Below are 20,522 nucleotides of genomic sequence, written 5' to 3' on the forward strand. Positions count from 1 at the left end.
CGCAAGATGTTGATCTGGCGCGGCTTCCCTGCGCGCTGGGCTTGTTTCGCCTCAACACGCCTGCTGATTGTGCGCGGCATCATGGCTGAACCACTGCTGCCCACTCCGAGGGCGCGGGAGCGAACTGTGATCCGCATCTTCAACCATTATGTTCCGCGCATGGCCTTCATCCTGCTGCTGATGGAGGTGGCGCTGCTGCTGGCCAGCGCCGGGCTGGCTTCGCTGGCCGAGGCGCGGCATGCGCTGCACCCGGGCGGTGGGTACTGGAGCGCGCTGCTGTTTGCGCTGCTGACCGTGCTGAGCATGGGCACGCTGGGCATGTACCAGTCCGACTTCCGCCTGCATCCCGGCGACGCGCTGCGCCAGACGCTGGTGCGCATCGTGCCGGCGCTGCTGCTGGCGTTCTGCCTGCACAACCTGCTGGTGCACGCGCTGCCCGGCCTGCACGCCGCGCAGGTGGGGAACTGGACATTCCTGATGGGCGGCGGCGCCGTGCTGCTGACCCGGCTGCTGCTGTTTTCCACGGTGCGCACCGAGCGCATGACCGAGCGGCTGATATTGCTGGGCGACGGCGCGCTGGCGCAGGAGTGCATGGAGCTGGCGGTCAGCAAGCAGGGTTTCCAGCGCTTTCATATTGTGGGCTGCGTGCCGGTGGCGGGCGAGCGGCGGCAGGTGGCGGCGTCCTGTCTGCTGCCGGATCTGCTGCCGGGCGGGCAATCGTTGCTGGAGCTGGCGCGCACGCACGGCGCCGGCGAGGTGGTGGTGTCGCTGGGCGACCGGCGCGGCGGCGCTTATCCGGTGCGGCAACTGCTGGAGTGCGTGCTGGGCGGGGTACGGGTGGTGGATGCGTCGGCCTTCTTCGAGCGCGAGGCCTGCCAGATCCGCATCGACACGCTGCAGCCGAGCTATCTGATCTTTGGCGGCGGCTTTGACCAGAGTTTCCTGCGCGCCAGCGTAAAGCGGACCTTCGACCTGGCGGCCAGCGCGGCGATCTGCGTGGCGGCGCTGCCGGTGATGCTGCTGGCGGCGCTGTGCATTGCGGCCGAGGACGGCGGGCCGGTGTTTTACCAGCAGGAACGGGTGGGCAAGGACGGACGGCTGTTCAGGGTGCTGAAGTTCCGCAGCATGCGCAGCGACGCGGAGGGCGACGGCAAGCCGCGCTGGGCGGCCGAGGACGATCCGCGCGTGACGCGCGTGGGCCGCTGGATACGCAAGCTGCGCATCGACGAACTGCCGCAGATGCTGAACGTGTTCCGAGGCGAGATGAGTTTTGTCGGCCCCAGGCCGGAACGGGCGTATTTCGTTGAGCGGCTGGGGCAGGATGTGCCGTACTACAACGTGCGGCACAGCATCAAGCCGGGCGTCACGGGGCTGGCGCAGGTGCGCTATCAGTATGGCGCCTCGGTGAATGATGCGGTGCGCAAGCTGCAATACGATTTGTATTATGTAAAAAACAACAGCCTGTTCCTGGACTTGCTGATACTGATAGACACGGTGCGGGTGGTGCTGCTGGGCAAGGGGAGCCGCTGATGGCGTTCCCGGACGCGCCACTTTCTGCGGCCGTGGCCAGCCATGGACTGGCGGCCGTGGCCTATCTGCTGCTGGCGGCGCTGCTGCTGCCGGGCTGGCGCAAGGGACGCCATTCCACGGCGCTGCTGGCGGCCTGCGGCCTGACCGCCGCCTGGGCTGCCGCTGCGGCGGTCCATTCCGCAGGCTGGGTGGAACAGTGGGCGGCGCAATACAGCGAAGCGCTGGAAGCGGCGCGCACGGTGGCCTGGCTGGTGTTCCTGCTGTCCTTGCTGGGCCGCGCGGGACATAGCCGCAGCTGGCTGCTGGGCGCGGCCGTGGCGCTGGCGCTGCTGCCGCTGGTGTCCGAAGAGCTGGGCTGGCTGGCCGAGCGGGACGCCGCCTTGCCGATGGCGTGCCGCCTGATGCTGGCCGTTGCCGGGCTGCTGCTGCTGGAGCAGCTGTACCGCGGCACGCCGCCGCACGAGCGCTGGAGCATCAAGTTCGCCTGCCTGGGCATCGGCCTGCTGTTCGCCTACGATTTTTATCTGTACAGCGACGCCTTGCTGTTCCGCCGCATGAGCGGCGAGCTGTGGGCCGCGCGCGGGCTGGTGTGCGCGCTGGGCGCGCCGCTGCTGGCTGTGTCGGCGGTGCGCAATCCGCGCTGGACGGTGGGGCTGGCGCTGTCGCGCCAGATGCTGTTCCGCTCGGCGGCGCTGATCGGCAGCGCGCTGTATCTGCTGGGCATGGCGGCTTGCGGCTGGTATCTGCGCAGCTTCGGCGGCGCCTGGGGGCCGCTGATGCAAGTGGCCTGGCTGGCCGGCGCGGCCATCGTGCTGGCGGGCGTGCTGTTTTCCGGTTCGGTGCGGGCTTATGCCAAGGTGTTTGTCAGCAAACACTTTTACCAGACCGGTTTCGACTACCGCGACGAATGGCAGCGCATCACCCTCACGCTGTCGATGGACGGACCGGACCTGGGCTTGCGGGTGGTGCAGGCGCTGGCCGGCCTGGTGGAAAGCCCGGCGGGCGCGCTGTGGCTGTGCCGCGACGACGCGGCGGGCTGCCGCTGCGAGCCGGCCGCCAGCTGGAACTTGGCCCCGCAGCACGGGGCGGCCAGCACTGCTTTCTGCCGCTTCCTGGAGGAGCGCCAGTGGGTGCTGGACGTGCCGGAAAGCCTGGCGCAGCCGGAACGCTACGTTGGCCTGGAGCTGCCGCTGTGGCTGCACGGCGTGCCCCAGCTGTGGCTGCTCGTGCCGCTGATGCTGCATGGCCGCCTGCAAGGCGTGGTGGCGCTGACGCAGCCGCGCACGGCCATCGCGCTGAACTGGGAGGTGCGCGACCTGCTCAAGATCGCGGGCAGCCAGGCTGCCAGCTATCTGGCGCACCAGCAGTCGTCGGACGCGCTGGCGGTGGCGCGCCAGTTCGAGTCGCTGAACCGGATGTCGGCCTTTATCGTGCATGACCTGAAGAACCTGGTGTCGCAGCTGTCCTTGCTGCTGGCGAACGCCGAGCGCCACCAGGGCAATCCCCAGTTCCAGCAGGACATGCTGGAAACCCTGGCCCATTCGGTGCGCAAGATGACGCTGCTGCTGCAAAAGCTGAGCCGGGGCGAGGCGCCGGAGCGCAATACGGCGCTGCCGCTGGAGCAGGTGCTGGCGCAGGCGGTGCAGGCGCGCGCGGCCGCGCGGCCCCGGCCGCAGCTGACGGTGCGCGATCCCGGCCTGCTGGTGGTGGCGGACTGGCATCGCCTGGAGCGCGTGCTGGGCCATCTGATACTGAACGCCATCGAGGCCACGCCGCCGGACGGCACGGTGGCGCTGCTGCTGCGGCGCGATGGCCCCAGCGCCGTGGTGGAGCTGGCCGACAGCGGCGCCGGCATGAGCGAGCAATTCATCCGCGAACGCCTGTTCAAGCCTTTCGATACAACCAAGGCCGCAGGCATGGGCATAGGCGTGTTCGAGAGCCGCGCATACCTGGACGGCATAGGCGGGCGGCTGGAAGTGAGCAGCGAGTGCGGACGTGGCACCACTTTCCGCATCACGCTGCCGCTGCATGCCGCCGCTGCGGCCGCCTGAACGCAATCAACCGGAGGAGCGATGCCTAAAAAGAAGCTGCTGGTGGTGGAGGACGATCCCGGCTTGCAGAAGCAGTTGCGCTGGGGCCTGGACGAGTACGACGTGCTGATCGCCGAGCGGCGCGAGCAGGCGCTGGCCCAGCTGCGGCGCCACCAGCCCTGCGTGGTGACCATGGACCTGGGCTTGCCGCCCGATCCGGACGGCGCTTCCGAAGGCTTGGCGCTGCTGCGCGACATCGTGACCGCCGCGCCGGAGACCAAGGTGATCGTCCTGTCCGGCAACCAGGACCGGGGCAATGTGCTGAAGGCGGTAGCCATGGGAGCCTATGACTTCCAGCAAAAGCCGCTGGATGCGGACCTGCTGCGGCTGGTGATACAGCGCGCCTTCTTTTTGCACGGGGTGCAGCAGGACAACCGGCGCATGCTGCAGATCGAGGCCGATTCGCCGCTGTCCGGCATTATCAGCCGCGACCCGGGCATGCTGAAGATGTGCCGCAGTGTGGAGAAGGTGGCGCCGTCGTCGGCCAGCGTGATGCTGCTGGGCGATTCCGGTTGCGGCAAGGAGCTGGTGGCGCGCGGCCTGCACCGGCTCAGCGCGCGGCGCGAACGGCGTTTTGTCGCCATCAATTGCGCCGCCATCCCCGAGCATCTGCTGGAGAGCGAGCTGTTCGGCTACGAGAAGGGCGCCTTCACCGGGGCGGCGCGGCAGACGCTGGGCAAAATCGAGCTGGCGCACGGCGGCACCTTCTTTCTCGACGAGATAGGCGACATGGCGCCGCCGCTGCAGGCCAAGCTGCTGCGCTTTTTGCAGGAGCGGGTGATAGAGCGGGTGGGCGGCCGCAGCGAGATCGCGGTGGACGTGCGCGTGGTGTGCGCCACGCACCGCAATCTGAAAACCCTGGCTGAACAGGGGCAGTTCCGCGAGGACTTGTATTACCGCCTGAGCGAGATTGTGCTGGCCATCCCGCCGCTGCGCGAGCGGGTGGGCGACCGGGTGCTGCTGGCGCAGCATTTCAAGAACCGTTTCTGCGTCAGCGAACACCGGCAGGCGCTGCATTTCCGCCCGGAGGCGCTGGCCGCCATCGATGCCTACACCTGGCCGGGCAATGTGCGCGAGATGGAAAACTGCATCAAGCGCGCCGTGATCATGGCGGAGGGCTCGCAGATTGCGCTGGAGGACCTGGGCCTGCCGGAGGTGGAGGCGCAGGCGGTGGAGAATATCGATCTGCGCCAGGCGCGCGACGCGGCCGAATACAAGGTGATGATCAAGGCGCTGGCGCGCGTGGACGGAAATATCCTGCGGGCGGCCGAACTGCTGGGGGTGAGCCGGCCGACGCTATACGATCTGATGAGCCATCACGGCATCAAGTAAGTCATTGCTGCCACTGGCCGGCTTGCTGCAGCTTGTTGCGCAGGCCGGGCAGCGGGAAACCCAGCGCGTAGGCGCGCTGGGCTGATTCGCGCGCGGCGGCGTAGTCCTTGTTCTTGATGTACAGCAGGCCCAGGTTGTAGTGGCTGGTGGCATTGTCCGGTTCGAGCTGAACGGCCGTGGCCAGGTGCTCGCGCGCCAGGTCCAACTGATTCTGAGCAAGCAGGAAGCCGGCGTAGATGGCGTGGACTTTGGCGTCCTTGGGACGGTAGCCCAGCGCGCGCTGGAAGTAGCACTCGATGTTGAACTTCGCGCCGGTGGGCTTGACGTTCTTGTCGCGCAGGACCAGCTTGGCCATGGAGCTGAGCGCACGGTGGTGGTTGGGGTAGTGCTCCAAAGTATAGGACAAGTCGCCGCCCAGATAGCTCTTGTTGCCGTGTCTGAGGTTTTCCACGTCCGGCGTGAAGTGGTGGGGCTCGATCAGGGCCAGGCCCTGGCGGTCCTCGGCGTCGTTGTAGTCGCCGCCGACCACGGTTTTGAGATAGGGCGGGCAGTCGGCACGGGCCGGTGCGGCAGCGGTGACGAGGACCAGCAGGGCAAGGCCGGAGGCAAGCAGGATGGCGGTATTGGGTTTCATGGCGAGTCGGCAAGCTTGGGTTGGACAAGGGCGGCATGGCTATGCTCATCAGTCCATTTGAACCCGTCCCGCAGGACTGGACATTGCGATGGCGCAAGCAGGTGCTTGAGAAAGGTCAAGAAGCGTCGGGCGGCCCCTTATTAGACTGGAGGACACCATCCGCCGAGGAGACGCGCCGTGCTCACTGTAATCATCGCAAGCCGCAATGGCGCCGCCACGTTGCCGCGCGTGCTGGAGGCCTACTGCGGCCTGGCGCAGCCGGCGCAAGGCTGGCGCATGCTGGTGGTCGACAATGGCAGCACGGACAGTACCCGCGCCATACTCGACAGCTACGCCGGGCGCTTGCCGCTGCGTTGCCTGCACGAGCCCAGACCGGGCAAAAACGTGGCGCTGAACCGTGCCCTGGCGGCGGCGCTCGAACTGGCGGAGCCGCAAGGCGGACTGTTCGTCTTCAGCGACGACGATGCCACGCCCGCGTCCGACTGGCTGCTGCGGCTGGCGGAGACGGCCCAGGCGCAGCCGGGATACGCGGTCTTCGGCGGCAGTATTGTGGCGGACTGGGCGGAGCCGCCGCCGGAGTGGGTGCTGCGCCTGGCGCCACTGGGCATGACCTTTGGCATCACCTCGCCCAGCCTGCCGGAAGGGCCGGTGTTTCCGGGCCTGGTCTGGGGCGCCAATATGGCGGTGCGGCGCGCGGTGTTCGAGGCGGGCTACCGTTTCGACGAGCAGGTGGGGCCGAATGGCGGGGCCTATGCGATGGGCAGCGAAACCCAGCTGACGCGGCGCTTGAGCAGCGCCGGCTATCTGCCGTGGTTTTGTCCGGCGGCGCGCGTGGCTCACCACATCCGCGCGCACCAGACCGAGGCCGGGCATATCCTGCAGCGGGCCTGGAGTTTCGGACGCGGCAAGTGCCGGCAGGACATCCAGGCCGGACGCGGGCCGTATCCTTATCTGTTGCGTGTGCCGCGCTGGATGTGGAAGCGGCTGCTGCTGGAGAGCGGCGGCCTGGCGCTGGCGCTGCTGCGGGGCGATGCCGACCAGCAATTCCTCCGGCGTTGGGAGAGCGCCTATTTGCGCGGATATATCCGGGAGGCGTGGCGCGGGCCGCCGGTCGGCGGGCGGCGGGTGCTGATTACCGGCTACTCAGGCGCCCTGGGCGGCATGGAATTGCGCATGGCGCAGGAGGCGCGCTTCCTGAATGCGGCGGGTTGCGACACCACGCTGGCGCTGCACCGTTTTCCGGGCAGCGCGGCCTGGAGCAGAGCCTTGCGGGCCGAACGCATTGCCGCGTCCGAGCTGACCATGCCGCTGTTCTTCGAGGAATGGCGCTGGCGGCGCCTGAACCGCTGGCGCGCCATGCTGTGGACGCGGCGCGCGCTGCAACGCCACAGGGCCGACCTGGTCCATGTGGCGTTTTGCTGGACCGGCTATGGCGCGTCCGCGCTCTGGCTGGCGCAGCGCTGCGGCTTGCCTGCCGTGGTCAGCGTGCACAACGCCTTTCCTCCGGTGGAGTACGGCCCTTGGCATCGGCGCCTGCTGGCGCAGGCTTTCAGCGCGGTGAAGGGGATATACGCGGTGTCCGAGTCTGCCCTGCAGCACTTTATGGCGCTGTACCACCCCTATATCCAGCCGGGGACGCGGCTGGCGGTGATCCCCAACGGCGTCGACACGCGCCGTTTCCGGCCGTCTCCGGGCCTGCGCGCCGAAGCCCGGCGTGGCTGGGCGATACCGCCGGGCAGCCTGGTAATGGGTTCGGTGGCGCGGCTGGCCGAGCAAAAGCGGCCGCAGGCGGCGCTGGCGCTGCTGGCCGCGCTCAGGGTGGAGTTTCCGCATCTCTATCTGGTGCTGGTGGGCGACGGGCCGCTCGAGACGGCGCTGCGGCGCCAGGCGCAGGAACTGGGCGTGGCCGATTACGTGGTGTTTACCGGTTTTCAGGTCGAGGTGGAACGCTTGTTGCCGGGCATGGATGTGCACGTGCTGCTGAGCCGCAACGAGGGCTTTGGCATTGCCACCATCGAGGCCATGGCCTGCGGCGTGCCGGCCGTGGGCACCGATGTGCCGGGTACGGCGGACGTGCTGCGCGGCTGCGCGGGCGGTGTGCTGGCGCCGCTGGACGAGCCGGAGGCGCTGCGCCATGCGGTAGCCGCGCTGCTGCGCGATCCGGCGCGGCGCGCTTGTATGGGGCAGAGCGGGCGGCACGAGGCGGAACGCCTGTACAGCCAGGAGCAAGTGGGCGAGATGGTGCAAGCCTTCTATCGCGGCCTGGTGTAAAGCCATGACGGACGCCGCGCACAGCCAGGCAGCCGTCGCTGCCGCAGCGCCGGGGCCGCTGCCCTTGAGGCGCTCGCTGGCGCTGTCCTTTGTCGAGAAGTACGCCTTGCTGCTGCTGGCGCTGGCCGGCAGCATGGTGCTGGGCCGCCTGCTCACGCCCGCCGAGACCGGCGTGTATTCGGTTGCCGCCGTGCTGGCCGGGCTGGCGCAAGTGCTGCGCGACTTCGGCGTGGGGCAGTACCTGGTGCAGGAAAAGGACTTGACGCCGGCCAAGCTGCGCGCGGCACTGTGCGTGTCCGTGGGCAGCGCCTGGACGCTGGGCCTGCTGGTGCTGCTGGCCGCGCCGCCGCTGGCGGCATTCTACCAAGCGCAGCAGTTGCGGCCCGTGCTGCAATTGCTGGCCCTGAACTTCCTGATGGTGCCGTTCACCTCGCTCACGGTATCGATGCTGCGGCGGCAGATGCGCTTCGCCTCCATCCTGCTGGTCAATGCGGCGGCCGCCTGCGTGCAGTTGGCCTGCTCGGTGTGGCTGGCGTGGCGCGGCTGGGGCAGCCTGAGCCTGGCTTGCGGCGCGGCGGCGGGCAGTGCGGCCGCGCTGCTGGCCAGCGTGGCGCTGCGTCCGGCGGGACTGCCGTGGCTGCCGCACTGGCGTGGCGCCGGTACTGTGCTGCGCTACGGCGGCTACGCGGCGGGCGGCGGGCTGATCGACCAGGCGGGCGTGGCGGCGCCCGACCTGATCGTGGGCAAATTGATCGGCGTGGCCGGCGCCGGTATCTACGGCAAGGCCCAAAGCGTCATCAATCTGTTCAACCAGGCCATCACCAGCGCCGTCTCGCCGGTGGCGTTTTCGCTGTATGCGGCGCAGGCGCGCGCCGGGCAGGACGCGCGCGCAGCCTACCTGAAAACCATCAGCTGCATGACGGCGCTGGCCTGGCCTTTTTTTGCCGGCCTGGGCCTGATGGCGCAGCCTGTCGTGCGCTTGCTGTACGGCGATCAATGGGATGCAACGGTCCCTTTGATCCAGGTCATATCCCTGGGGGCCGCGCTCTATAGCATGTTCAGTATGGCGCGCTATCTGTTCCTCGCCGGCGGCCATGTGCGGGAGCAGGCCCGGCTGGACGCGATGTCGGTGGCGGTGCGCATCGCGGCGGTGCTGCTGGCCGCGCCGTTCGGCCTCGATTATGTGGCCTGGGGCCTGCTGGCAGGCGCGCTGGGGCGCAGCTGGTTCACATGGCGCTGCCTGGCGCGGCTGAGCGGGCTAGCGCTGGGGCCGCAGTGCGCGGCCGTGGCGCGCAGCGCGGTGCTGGCCGGCCTGAGCTCGCTGGCGCCGCTGGCCGCGCGCATGGCCTTGCCGTCCGGGCCATTCCAGCTGCTGGCGGCCGGCGCCGGGGGCTTGCTGCTGTGGGTGGCGGGCGTGCTGTGGCTGGAACACGAGCTGGCGGCCGAGCTGCGGCGGATGCAAGGGCTGCTGGCCGGGCACCGATGGCGCTTCTGGAAGGTCAATTAGGCGTCATCGGACGTCAACAAGGGGAGGCCGCGATGCGCGTGGGCATATTGTCATATCCAATGCTATTCCAGCGCGAGGGCGGCCTGCAGGTGCAGGTGCGCGAAACCATCGCGGCCCTGAACAGCCTGGGCCAGGTCAATGGACGCGCTTTGCAGGTCGAGCTGGCCGACCCGAACCGCAAGCGCCTGGATGAATACGACCTGATACATGTGTTTGCCGCCATCAATGGCAACCATCGCGTGGTGGAGGCGGCGCGGGAAATGGCGGTGCCGGTGGTGCTGTCGCCGCTGGTGTCGCCGGGCTGGAACCGGGCCAACGGCATGCAGGCGCGCATGGCTGACCGCCTGGCGGGGCGGCTGACCGCCTGGAATGTGCAGACCAGCTACGCGCAGATGAAAAGCGCGCTGCAGCTGGCGCAGCTGGTGATCGCGCTGGGAGACGCGGAACGCTCCGCCATCATGGCCGGCTTCCAGATCGATGCCGCCAAAATCCGCGTCTTCCCCAACGGCATAGGACCGCAGTTCTTCCGCGCCGAGCCCGAGCTGTTCCGGCGCCGCACTGGACTGGTGGGGCCGTTCGTCATGATGGCGGGCAGCATTTCGCCATACAAGAACCAGCTGGGCCTGGTGCAGGCGCTGGACGGCTGCGGCATACCGGTGGTGCTGATCGGCCATGCGTCGCGCGAATTCCAGCCCTATCTGAAAACCATCCTTGACATGCCGTGGGCGCGCTGGCTGGGCGAACTGCCGCACAACGATCCGCTGCTGGCGAGCGCCTATGCGGCAGCGTCGGTGGTGGCTTTGCCCAGCCAGGGGGAAGTGCAGCCCTTGTCGGCGCTGGAGGCGCTGGCGGCGGGCACGCCGGTGGTGCTGACCAAGGACAACGCCCTGCATCTGCCAGAGAGCGAATTTGCGCTCAAGGAAGTAGCGTGGGACGACGGCGCCAGCCAGCGCGAAGCCGTCCTGGCGCTGATGGCCGCGCGGCCGGAACGGCGGGCGGTGAGGGCGCTGGTGGCGCACCATACGTGGCAGCGTGTGGCGGCGCAGATTGCGCCGTGCTACGCCGAACTGATCTCCGCCGAACGGGCCAACGGCAGGGCGGCGGCCTGGCATGGGGACGCGGCGTGCAGTGCGGCCGACGGCGGGCGGCCGGCGCCGGGAGCAGGGCATGCTGTTTAACTCGTTCGGCTTCCTGTTCCTCTACCTGCCGGCGGTGCTGGCAGGATATTTTCTGCTTGGCCGCGTCCATGCGCGCTGGGCGGCGGCCTGGCTGGCGGCCGCCTCGCTGTTCTTCTACGGCTACTGGGACGTGCGCTTCCTGCCCTTGCTGCTGGCATCCATCTGCGGGAATTACTGCGCCGGCCTGCTGATCGCGCGGGCGCACGGCCCGGCCCGCAAACGCCGGCTGTGCGGCGCCCTGTGCGCCAACTTGCTGCTGCTGGCTTACTACAAATACGCCAATTTCTTTGCCGCCGCGCTGATGGAGCCCGGCGCGGACTGGCGCGGCTGGGACATTGTGCTGCCCATCGGCATTTCCTTCTTCACGTTCACGCAGATCGCTTTCCTGGTCGACTGCTACCGTGGCGAAGTAAGGGACGGCAACTTCATCCACTATATGCTGTTCGTCAGCTATTTCCCGCACCTGGTGGCGGGGCCGGTGCTGCACCACAAGGAAATGATGCCGCAATTCGCCGATCCGGACAATGCGCGTCCGCGCAGCGCCAATTTCGCGGTCGGCCTGTCGATCTTCGTGGTGGGCCTGGCCAAGAAGGTGCTGCTGGCCGATACGCTGGCGCCGCTGGCTGCCCCGGTTTTCGCGGCGGGCGCCCATCCGCAGCTGGTCGAGGCCTGGACCGGCGTGCTGGCCTACAGCTTCCAGCTGTATTTCGATTTTTCCGGCTACTCCGACATGGCCATCGGCCTGTCGCTGCTGTTCGGCGTGCGGCTGCCGCTCAATTTCAACTCGCCATACAAGGCGCGCAATATCAGCGAATTCTGGCGCCGCTGGCATATGACGCTGTCGCGCTTCCTGCGCGACTATCTCTACATCGCCCTGGGCGGCAACCGCGCCGGCCGCGCGCGGCGCTATGCCAATCTGATGGCGACGATGGTGCTGGGCGGCCTGTGGCACGGCGCCGGCTGGACCTTTGTGGCCTGGGGCGCCATGCACGGCGGCTACCTGGTGCTGCACCAGGGCTGGCTGCGCTGGCGCGGCGCGGCGGCCAGCGCCCCGGCCTGGTGGGGCGCGCCCCTGACTTTCCTGGCCGTGATGCTGGCATGGGTGGTGTTCCGCGCCCCCGATCTGGCCACCGCCGGCGACCTGCTGGGTGCGCTGGCCGGCGCCAACGGCGTGTCCTTGCCGCGCGCGCTGCAAGGCGTGGCGGCGCCGCTTGCGCAGTTGGGAATGCATCCGGAATTCAAAGGCCTGCGCTGGATGGAGCTGGACGGGCCTGGCCTGCCCGTGCTGCTGCTGTCGGCCGTGCTGGCGTTCGCTGCGCCCAACACGCAGGAAATATTCTGTCATTACCAGCCCTGCATTGAAAGAATATTCCGCACCATGCCGGGACGGGCGTGGCGGCCCAGCCCGGGATGGGGGCTGGCCCTGGCGGCGCTGTTCATCTCCTGCGTGTTCAATATGAACCGCGTCTCCGAATTCCTCTATTTCCAATTCTGACCATGCGCGCCTATCTGAGCTTGTTCTGCGGCCTGTCGGCCGGCGTGGTGGGCGCGGTGGCTGCGCTCAACTACGCGGTCGATCCCTATCTGACACACCAGTGGAATACGCCGCCGGTGCAGCTGCTGCGCCCGATGCGCGAGCGGCTGGGGCCGTGGGCCAAGACCTATGCGCTGGCGCGCTACCGGCCGGCGCTGGTGTATGTGGGGAATTCGCGCACCGAGGTGGCCTTGCCTGCGCATCCCTCGCTGTTCGGCGGGCGGCCGGTGTTCAATGCCGCGCTTTCGGGCGCGACCATGAACGACGCGGGCATGATGGCGCACCACGCCGTGCAGGTGGCCAAGGTGGACACGCTGGTGTGGGGCCTGGACGCGCCCTCATTCCACCTCGGGACCGGCAACACCGAGCTGGACGAGGCGCTGCTGGCCGACGGCCCGGGCTATCTGGCACGGCGCAGCTTGCTGAATCTGAAGCGCGCGGTCAGCCTGGAGATGGCGGGCGATGCGCTGCGCGTGCTGAGCGGCAGTTACGAGCCGGTGTGCCGCTCCAGCCTGGCCTTTCTGGGCCAGCGCGATGCGGCCTGCCTGATGCACCGCTTTGCCACACGAGGCAGCAAGGCCGCCGCTGTACTGCCGAGGCTGGGCGAGTTTGTGCGCGGCGAAGGGCCGGCCGCCGGCGCCCTCGCAGTGTTCCACCGGCGTCTGGACGAGTTGTGCAGCCTGGGAACGCGGGTGCGCTTGTACGTCAATCCCACCCACGCCTTGATGCAGGACGCGCTGTACTGGGCAGGGAAGGCCGAGCCGGCGGAAGCCTGGCTGCGCGCGCTGACGGCGGCGGCGGCCCGCAGGCGGGCGGCTGGCTGCGATGTGACGCTGCATGATTTCTCAGGCTACAACAGCGTGACCACCGAGCCGTTGCCGCAGGCCGGCGGCGGGGCGGACATGGGCTACTACTGGGAGCCGTCGCATTACCGCGAGAATGTGGGGCGCATGATACTGGCCCGCCTGTTCGGCGGCGCGTCCGCCGCGCCGGACGGTTTCGGTGCGGAGCTGATGCCGTCCAATGTGGAGCAGCACCTGTCGGCCATGCATGTGGCGCGCGAGCGCTATCACGCCGAGCATGCACCCGAGACCGCGCTCGCCAGGCAAGCCGCGCTGGCGGCCAAGACGCCCTAGCCGTGCCCGCCGGCGCGGCGCGTCAGCAGGGCGCAGCCTTTTTCGCATGGTTTGCTGCTGTGTTCGAATTCAGGAAATTCCTCTTTCCACAGCGCCAGGATGCGCTGCTCGCCGGGACGGTCACTGTCGTCGAGGAAGACCACGGCGCCGTCGGCCAGCAGCGGAAACAGCGCCGGCCCGGCTGGATAGCGCGCCAGCTGGCGGGTCGCTTGCGGCGGCCCGTCGATCACCAGCAGATCGACCTGGGCCGGCTGCGGCAATGCGCCGCGCAGCGCGTCGGGCGCATACCAGGGCCAGGTGGCGGCGCCGAACTGCTGCGGCTGCAGCGGCGCGTCCAGCACCCGCGCCCAGGCGCTCAGTCCGTGGCGCTCCAGTTCGCGCCGCGTGTGCTGGGCATACAGCGGGTCGTGCTCCAGGCTATACACCATGCCCGAACCATTCAGCTGCATGCAGCGTGCCAGCACCAGCGTCGAGGTGCCGCTGCTGCACTCGAGCACCACCTGCGGGCAGGCCGCTTGCGCGTGGCGCGCCAGCTCCAGCAACAGATCGGGCGACGCGGCCCAGCCGCGCGTGGCGGGCAGGCTGCGGCACAGGTTCAGCTCGGCGTACAAACCTTGCAGGGCCTCCAGCTGGCGATACAGGCTTGCCGGTTCGCGCAGCGCATGGTCGCGTACTTCGTGCAGCAGCAGGTGGACCAGGCGCACCTTGTGCAGCGTGTAGCCGCACAGCAGCAGAATGAAGAGCACGAACAGGAAGGATGTGGAGGAGAGCATGGCTGCCTTTCAGCGAGGGAGGTTGGGCCGTCAACGCGCCGCGCGCGCCAGCAGGGTGTCGTACAGGGTCAGGTAACGGTCGGCCACCGCCGCCAGGCTGTGATGGGTCAGCACCAGGCGGCGTCCGCGCTGGCCGTGGCGGCGCGCCAGGCCGGGAATGCGGTAATAGTCCGCGATGGCGTCGGCCAGCAGCTCGGGCTGCCCGGGCGGCACCAGGGTGCCGGTCCAGCTGGCCTGCACCAGCTGCGGATTGGCGCCGGCCATCACGGCCACCACCGGCAAGCCGCTGGCCATGGCCTCCAGGATGCGCAGATTGGCGCCGCACGCGGGCGCCGGCGCGGGGGCGGGCGCGACAAACACGTCCATCGAGCGCATCAGGCGCGCCGTATCGTCGCGCGCGCCGGGCAGCCAGGCCAGGTGGGCCATGCCGGCCGCGCACAGCATGGCTTTGCACATGTCGCGGCAGGGGCCGTCGCCGGCGATAATGAGGCGCAGCGGCGTGTCGTTGCGGTCCTGCTCGGTCACCATCAGCTGAAAGGCCCGCACCAGCGAAACATGGTCCTGCTCGCTGTCCATGGGACCGGCCGCGCCGACGACAAAGGCGTGCTCGCACAGGAAGCCGGGCGGCCCCACGGTGGCCGGCGCCAGGCCCAGGCGCGGGTGGAACTGGGTGCTGTCGATGGCGCCGTGGGCCGGATGGATGCGGACCTGGCAGGCGCCCAGCACCTCGCCCAGCCAGCGGCCCAGGCTAGCGCCCCAGCCCTGGCGCGGCGGCAGGCTGTCGGCGGGCTGGGCGTTGGGCAGGCGGATGCGGATACCGGCCAGCGCCGCCAGCAGCTGGGCGCGCACGCTGCGGCTGTGCACCAGGTCCGGCCGCAGGCGGCGCAGCAGCCGGTACAGGCGCAAGCTGGCTGACCAGCCCAACCCGCTGCCCCGGCTTAAGCTCATCACCTGCACGGCGGCGCCGTTGCGGCGCAACTCGCAGTCCAGGTCGCCCTGCAGGGTCAGCACCACGTGGCGGTAGCGGCCGGCGGGCATCATGCGCAGCAGCTTGAACAGGCTGTCGTCGCGGCCGTCGCCGGGCAGGCGGTCGAGCAGGTGCAGCACCAGGGGCGCTTCGGCGGGAATGCCGGGCGCGGCGGCGCGGCTGGCGGCAGGCCTGGCACTATTCGTAATAGCCATAATATTCCGTGCCTGGAAAAGCCTTGATCTTGTTGTAGATCAGGTCGATGTGCTTGCAGGAGTCCAGCAGGCGCAGGGCCTCGCGCACCGCGTTCTGGGTGGTGGCTTCGGCCTCCACCACCAGCACCACCTGGCCCATCTGCGCCGCCAGCACGCTGGCCTCGGTGGTGATCAGCAGCGGCGGCGAATCGAAGATGACGATGCGGTCCGCATAGCGGTTGGAAATTTCACTGAGCAGGGTGCTCATGCTGCGGCTGGCCAGCAGTTCGGTCGCGTGGCGGTTGCTGCGCCCGGCCGGCAGGATGCTGAGGGCGGGCACATTGGTCTTCAGGATGACGTCGGCCAGTTCCAGTTCGTCGTTGATCAGGATGTCCATCAGCCCCGCCTCGGCGCCCAGGCCCAGCACCTTGAGCACCGAGGGCCGGGCCACGTCGGCGTCCACCAGCAGCACCGTGATGTCGCGTTCCATGGCGATGCTCATGGCCAGGTTGATGGCGCAATAGGTCTTGCCTTCGCCGGGCAGCGCGCTGGTGACCACGATCAGGTTGCCGTTGCGGATGGCGGACGGGCTGTCGCCGCGCACATTGCGCAGCAGCGGACGCTTGATGATGCGGAAGTCTTCCGCCGCCGGCGTGCGTCCGCCCTCGTGCGTGACCATGCCCATCTGGGCCAGGCGTTCCAGGTCGAGCTCGACGTGGCGCTGGCCGCGCGCCGGGCTGCCGGCAGGCAGTAGTTCGGCCGCCGCGCCCTGCTTGTCGGATAGTGTCATGGGATCTCCGGGTTATTGCAGCAAGGCGGCCGTCAGCACGCCACTATAGGACAGCAGCAAACAGCCCAGCGCCGCGCCAAAGCCGGCCAGGCTGCGGCGCCGCTTGATTTGCTGGGCCGGGGTCCAGTTCATGGTGACCGTGCCCAGCACATTCATGCCGGTGAACATGCGCAGTTCGGCCGGACTGAGGAAGGTGGGGCGCACCTGGGTAATCATCAGCGCCGCGGCGGCGCCCGCCGCCAGCGCGGCCACCAGCACGCCGCTGTACAGCAATGCGCGCTTTGGCCCGACCGGGCGCATGGGGATGGTGGGCGGGTCGATAATCTTGAAGCTCATCATTTCGGTGGTGGAGCTGAGGTCGCCGGACAGCTTGGCCACCTCGCGCCGGCTGAGCAGCTTTTCATAGTTGTCCTTGTTGACCTGGTAGTCGCGGTTCAGCTGCGCCAGTTGCGCCTCGGCCTCGGGCACGGCCTGGCTCTGCGCCTCCAGCCTGGCGTGGCGCGCCGCCAGTTCCTGCACCCGCACCTTGGCCGCGGCCACCTTGGCGTCGGCCTCGGTCAGCGCCACCTTCAGCTGCTGCAGCATGGGGCTGAAGTTCTTGCCGGGGTCGCTGGACGCGGGCCGGTTCTTGCTCTCTTCCAGCTTGCGCTGCTCGAGCTGCGCGACCAGGCGCCTGGTGGAGGCGATGTCGGGATGCAGTTCGGTGTACTGCAGGCGCAGCGCGTCGAGGTTTTTGTTGAGGGCGGTGATGCGGGCGTCGATCTCCGGGTTGTCGATGGCGGACGGGGCCACATCGCCCAGGATGGGCTCGTCGCCGGTGGTTTGCGCGCGGATGGCGTTGCGCGACTGTTCGGCCTCCATCAGCTCCAGCTTGGCGCCGTTCAGCGCGTCGGACGACATGAGCAGCTGGGAGCCGTAGTCCAGGCCCTGGCGCGGCAGCAGGGCGTTGTGGGCCATCTTGAACTCCTTGACGGTGTTCTCGGCCGCCACCAGCTTGTCCTCGTAGGACTTGATCTGGTCGTCGATGAACTGCACCGCCTTTTGCGACTCGCCCTTTTTGCCCTTGAAGCTGCCTTCGACGAAGATGGTCAGCAGCGACTGCACCACGTCGCGCACCTGGCGCGGATTGGGGCTGTTGTAGGTGATGGTGTAGATGTCGTAGCTGCCGGTGCTGGCGATCTTGATCTTGCTGAGCAGCTCCTCGATCTGCAGCTCGTGGTCGCGCGCCGAGGTGGTGTTCAGGTCCATGTCCACCATGCGGATCACGCGCTCGATGTTGGGCCGGCTCAGCAGGGTGCGGCTCATGATGGCCACCTGCTGCTCCACGTTGGGCACGCTGGTCATGCCCGACAGCAGCGGCTTGAGTACGGTCTGGGTGTCGACGAAGACGCGCGCCGAGGTCTGGTAGTTGTCCGGCAGCGTGGCGACCTTGATCCAGCCTCCCACGGCCACCAGCCACGCCACCGCGATGGCGGGCCAGCGGTACTTCCAGATGCCGCGTATGTGGGTCAGCAGCTGATTGATTAACTCTTCCATGGCACGGGGCTCCTGAACGTCGGCGGATGCTGTCCTGCTGGTCCGATTATAGGAGCGCTCTGCTGCGGCCCAGGCTGTAACTGCGCTGGGCTTGAGCCGCATCAAGAAGTCGCGTTGCGATCGCACCGCCCCCCGCTAGTGCTGGCGCCGGCGGCTCAGCAGCGACATGCTCAGCAGCCCGGCGGCGAGCACCGCCAGCGTGCCCGGCTCGGGCAGTTCCTGCTGCAAGGCGTTGGCCAGCGAGTTGTGCTGGATGGTGATCTGGTAGGTCTGGCCAACCGCCAGCAGCCCGGTGGTGGCGGTGAAGAAGGCCGAGCCCGGCGCGTAGATCAGGTCGTTCGGCGCGCCGTCGGTGGCGCTGACGGTGCTGGCCGCGTTGAGCGCGTTCGGCGCGAAGTTGAGCACCGTGGTGCCGGTGGTGATGTTGACGATGCTGAGCGACCAGGACAGGCGGGCATTGGCGTTCGAGACCGGACCGGCGCCGGGCGTGACCAGGGCGCGCGTGTAGGGATCGCCGTCGAAGGCGATGGTCATGGTGTCGGCCGCGCCCAGCACGAAGGCGAAGGTGGTGGAGGTGCCGACGTCCGAATTGCCGGAGGCCACCGCGTTGACGGCGGTCGAGGCATCCGCGCGGGTCGAGGCGTTGGCCCCGGCCGGGGTGGCGCCGACGATGATGGAGGCGCCGGTCAGGCGCTGGTCGGCGTGGCCGTAGGTGCTGGTCACGGGCGGAATGCCGGCGATGGGCGTATAGGTGTCCGGCGCGACAGGGCAGGGCCCGACGCATTGCTGGGCCACATTGGGCGGCACCGGGTTCTGGATGGGGCGCGAATCGGCGCCGTTGGCGAACACGTTGTTGAGCCCGGCGGTGGCGTGGGCATCGTTGGTGCCGGTCAGCGTGGAGAAGTCGGCCGTGCTGAACGCCACGCCGCTCGAGTGCAGCAGGCGGAAGTTGCTGATGTTCAGGATGGACGAGGCGAACGTTGCCGCCTGGGCCGGCGCTGCGGCGGTCAGCCCCAGGCTGGCTGCCATGGCTGTGAGCAGGAAACCTTTTTTGATGATGTTCATGACGTGCTACTCCTTTGAGTGAACTCCGGGTTGACGGCTGGGAGGGGGCCGTTACACCTTTAACAGCAGCATCCGTGCCAAGCAAATTTATCGATATAAATCAACGGCTTGCGTATTGGATGCGGCGTCCGGCGGGGGCTATGCCAAGGAAAGCGACACTGGCCGCAGGCGGCCTCGGCAAACAATTTGGACCCGACGGGAACTTTTCCCGGATCTGCTTGTCTGAAAGAACTGAGCCCGGTTCGCTGTACGTGCCGGCCGCGAATTGACTAGCAAAGGAGCGCGAGCGTGCACCAAGAAGACGACACCATCATTTCCTTTGACGCGACGACGGGGCTGAGCGACCTTGTCATCGGCGAAGGACTGGCCACCCCGGAGTTGGACCATCCGATCGACCAGCAAATCTTTCATATCCGCATGGCCAACTCACGCGGCCGGCGCGAAGCGGCCACGCTGCTGCTGAAAAAAATGTACGGCTGGCGCGGCTACGACGTCGACCCGTCGGCGCACCACGTGCTGAACCGCATTACGCTGTACGCGGAAACCGGCGGCGTCACCGTCGGCACCATGTCGCTGTGCCTGGACGATCCCCAGCTCGGCCTGCCGGCCGATGAAAATTTCCGCGACAAGCTGGACGGCCTGCGGGTCCGCCAGCGCCGCCTGTGCGAGCCGTCCCGGCTGGCGATAGACAAGGGCGTATCCAAGCGCGTGTTCGCCGCGCTGATCCATATCTCCTATATCTATGCGCACAACATTCACGGATTCTCCGACTACGTCATCGAGGTCAACCCGCGCCACGTGATGTTCTACAAGCGCATGCTGGGCTTCCAGGACTTCGGCGGCCAGCGCGAATGCAGCCGGGTCGGCGCGCCGGCCGTGCTGCTGCGCCTGGAGCTGGACTATATGGGCGAGCAGATCCGCAAATTCGGCGGCCTGATGGAGCAGCAGACCACCGAGCGTTCCTTTTACCCGTATTTCTTCCCCATCTGGGACGAGCCCGGCATTACCTCGCGCCTGGTGCAGGGGAGGAATTAGCCATGAGCGTTCCGCAAGCTGCCGGACAGGCAGCGGGCCTGGCCGAGGCGCTGGCGCAATGGCGCATGCTGCTCGGGCCGCAGCGCGTGCTGGACGATGGCGCCACGCTGGCGGCCTATGCGAGCAGCACGTCGTCATGGAGCGCCCGGCCGGCTGCGGTGCTGCGGCCGCATACGCGCGGCGAAGTGGAAGCGCTGGTGCGCATCGCGGCGGCCAGGGGGATTGCGCTGTACCCCATCAGCACCGGCAGGAACTGGGGCTATGGCGACGCGTGCGCGGCCACGGCCGGCCAGGTGATCGTCGACCTGAGCGGCATGAACCGCGTCCGCGAAGTCAATGCGAAGCTGGCCTACGTGGTGATAGAGCCCGGCGTGACGCAGCAGCAGCTGTCGCAATATTTGCTGTCGGAGAATTTGCCATTGTGGATGGACAGCACGGGCGCCGGGCCGGACACCAGTTTGATGGGCAATATCCTCGAGCGCGGCTTTGGCCACAGTCCCTATGGCAACCGTTTCCAGAATGTGTGCGGCATGGAAATCGTGCTGGCCGGCGGCGAGGTGCTGCAGACCGGCTTCGGCCATTTTCCCGCCAGCCGCAACAGCCGCGTGTTTCCCTACGGCCTGGGGCCGTGGCTGGACGGCTTGTTTACGCAGTCCAATTTCGGCATCGTCACCAGCGTCGGCCTGTGGCTGATGCCGAAAACCGGGGCCATCAACCATTTCCTGTGCAGCGTGGAGCGCCACGAGGACATTGCGCCGGTGGTGGACGCCTTGCGGCCCCTGCGGCTGGACGGCACGTTGCGCAGCATTGTTCATATCGGCAATGACCTGCGCGTGATTTCCGGCGGCGCCACCTATCCGCACGAACGGGCCGGCGGCGCCTCGCCGCTGCCGGCCGCCTTGCGGGCGCAGCTGCGCCGCGAGGCCGGCGTGGGCGCCTGGACCGTGTCC

Annotated in this window: 16 protein-coding genes; 10 read left to right on the top strand and 6 right to left on the bottom strand. The window is 68.2% G+C overall.

Annotated features, from left to right (window positions below):
• Nucleotides 1-126 precede the first annotated feature (126 nt).
• Genes GTP77_RS17800 through prsR form a run of 3 tightly spaced genes read left to right on the top strand, consistent with a single transcriptional unit; the run spans nucleotide 127 to nucleotide 4,952 of the window.
• On the top strand, nucleotides 127-1,530 hold the full coding sequence (locus tag GTP77_RS17800) for a TIGR03013 family XrtA/PEP-CTERM system glycosyltransferase (RefSeq protein ID WP_161073479.1): 1,404 nt from the start codon (nucleotides 127-129) through the stop codon (nucleotides 1,528-1,530).
• Nucleotides 1,530-3,581 carry an XrtA/PEP-CTERM system histidine kinase PrsK gene (prsK, locus tag GTP77_RS17805; protein ID WP_161073480.1) on the top strand — a complete coding sequence of 684 codons (2,052 nt, stop codon included), beginning with the start codon at nucleotides 1,530-1,532 and terminating at the stop codon, nucleotides 3,579-3,581. Before GTP77_RS17800 ends, prsK begins: the two co-directional genes overlap by 1 nt.
• A gap of 21 nt (nucleotides 3,582-3,602) precedes the next feature.
• Complete coding sequence (gene prsR, locus GTP77_RS17810; RefSeq protein WP_161073481.1) at nucleotides 3,603-4,952, top strand: PEP-CTERM-box response regulator transcription factor; 1,350 nt, start codon at nucleotides 3,603-3,605, stop codon at nucleotides 4,950-4,952.
• A gap of 1 nt (nucleotide 4,953) precedes the next feature.
• Here the strand turns inward: prsR and GTP77_RS17815 are convergent, their stop codons facing one another.
• Nucleotides 4,954-5,586, bottom strand: coding sequence for a tetratricopeptide repeat protein (locus tag GTP77_RS17815; protein WP_161073482.1), 633 nt, complete (start codon nucleotides 5,584-5,586; stop codon nucleotides 4,954-4,956).
• Between the two features lie 177 nt (nucleotides 5,587-5,763).
• Between GTP77_RS17815 and GTP77_RS31255 the strand changes: the two genes are divergently transcribed.
• From GTP77_RS31255 to GTP77_RS17840, 5 genes are read left to right on the top strand one after another with little or no spacing between them, the layout of a single operon-like run.
• Nucleotides 5,764-7,857, top strand: a complete 2,094-nt coding sequence (locus GTP77_RS31255) for a glycosyltransferase (protein ID WP_371869371.1) — start codon at nucleotides 5,764-5,766, stop codon at nucleotides 7,855-7,857.
• Nucleotides 7,858-7,861: 4 nt separating this feature from the next.
• The gene (locus tag GTP77_RS17825) at nucleotides 7,862-9,364 is read left to right on the top strand and encodes an oligosaccharide flippase family protein (RefSeq protein ID WP_161073483.1); all 1,503 of its coding nucleotides are present in this window, start codon (nucleotides 7,862-7,864) and stop codon (nucleotides 9,362-9,364) included.
• 59 nt (nucleotides 9,365-9,423) lie between these two features.
• Complete coding sequence (locus GTP77_RS17830) at nucleotides 9,424-10,542, top strand: glycosyltransferase (RefSeq protein ID WP_228892506.1); 1,119 nt, start codon at nucleotides 9,424-9,426, stop codon at nucleotides 10,540-10,542.
• The gene (locus tag GTP77_RS17835; protein WP_161073485.1) at nucleotides 10,532-12,037 is read left to right on the top strand and encodes an MBOAT family O-acyltransferase; all 1,506 of its coding nucleotides are present in this window, start codon (nucleotides 10,532-10,534) and stop codon (nucleotides 12,035-12,037) included. The genes GTP77_RS17830 and GTP77_RS17835 overlap by 11 nt, the downstream gene beginning before the upstream one ends.
• A 2-nt stretch (nucleotides 12,038-12,039) precedes the next feature.
• Nucleotides 12,040-13,212, top strand: coding sequence for a hypothetical protein (locus GTP77_RS17840; RefSeq protein ID WP_228892508.1), 1,173 nt, complete (start codon nucleotides 12,040-12,042; stop codon nucleotides 13,210-13,212).
• On the opposite strand, the gene GTP77_RS17845 is transcribed toward GTP77_RS17840, so the two are convergent.
• The 5 genes from GTP77_RS17845 to GTP77_RS17865 form a co-directional block, all read right to left on the bottom strand.
• Complete coding sequence (locus GTP77_RS17845) at nucleotides 13,209-13,985, bottom strand: class I SAM-dependent methyltransferase (protein ID WP_161073486.1); 777 nt, start codon at nucleotides 13,983-13,985, stop codon at nucleotides 13,209-13,211. The genes GTP77_RS17840 and GTP77_RS17845 overlap by 4 nt on opposite strands.
• A gap of 30 nt (nucleotides 13,986-14,015) precedes the next feature.
• Nucleotides 14,016-15,167, bottom strand: a complete 1,152-nt coding sequence (locus tag GTP77_RS17850) for a glycosyltransferase (RefSeq protein ID WP_161073487.1) — start codon at nucleotides 15,165-15,167, stop codon at nucleotides 14,016-14,018.
• The gene (locus tag GTP77_RS17855) at nucleotides 15,151-15,936 is read right to left on the bottom strand and encodes an XrtA-associated tyrosine autokinase (RefSeq protein ID WP_161073488.1); all 786 of its coding nucleotides are present in this window, start codon (nucleotides 15,934-15,936) and stop codon (nucleotides 15,151-15,153) included. Before GTP77_RS17855 ends, GTP77_RS17850 begins: the two co-directional genes overlap by 17 nt.
• 12 nt (nucleotides 15,937-15,948) lie before the next feature.
• Complete coding sequence (locus GTP77_RS17860; RefSeq protein ID WP_161073489.1) at nucleotides 15,949-17,472, bottom strand: XrtA system polysaccharide chain length determinant; 1,524 nt, start codon at nucleotides 17,470-17,472, stop codon at nucleotides 15,949-15,951.
• A 135-nt stretch (nucleotides 17,473-17,607) separates the two neighbouring features.
• Nucleotides 17,608-18,537, bottom strand: a complete 930-nt coding sequence (locus GTP77_RS17865; protein WP_161073490.1) for an EDSAP-1 family PEP-CTERM protein — start codon at nucleotides 18,535-18,537, stop codon at nucleotides 17,608-17,610.
• A 288-nt stretch (nucleotides 18,538-18,825) separates the two neighbouring features.
• On the opposite strand from GTP77_RS17865, the gene GTP77_RS17870 reads away from it, so the two are divergent.
• Together GTP77_RS17870 and GTP77_RS17875 are read left to right on the top strand one after the other, a co-directional pair.
• Nucleotides 18,826-19,572 carry an N-acyl amino acid synthase FeeM domain-containing protein gene (locus GTP77_RS17870; protein WP_161073491.1) on the top strand — a complete coding sequence of 249 codons (747 nt, stop codon included), beginning with the start codon at nucleotides 18,826-18,828 and terminating at the stop codon, nucleotides 19,570-19,572.
• Between the two features lie 2 nt (nucleotides 19,573-19,574).
• Nucleotides 19,575-20,522: FAD-binding oxidoreductase (locus GTP77_RS17875; RefSeq protein WP_161073492.1), on the top strand; the 948-nt coding region annotated here is incomplete at its 3' end.

Source organism: Pseudoduganella aquatica (assembly GCF_009857595.1).
Classification (GTDB): Bacteria; Pseudomonadota; Gammaproteobacteria; order Burkholderiales; family Burkholderiaceae_D; genus Rugamonas; species Rugamonas aquatica_A.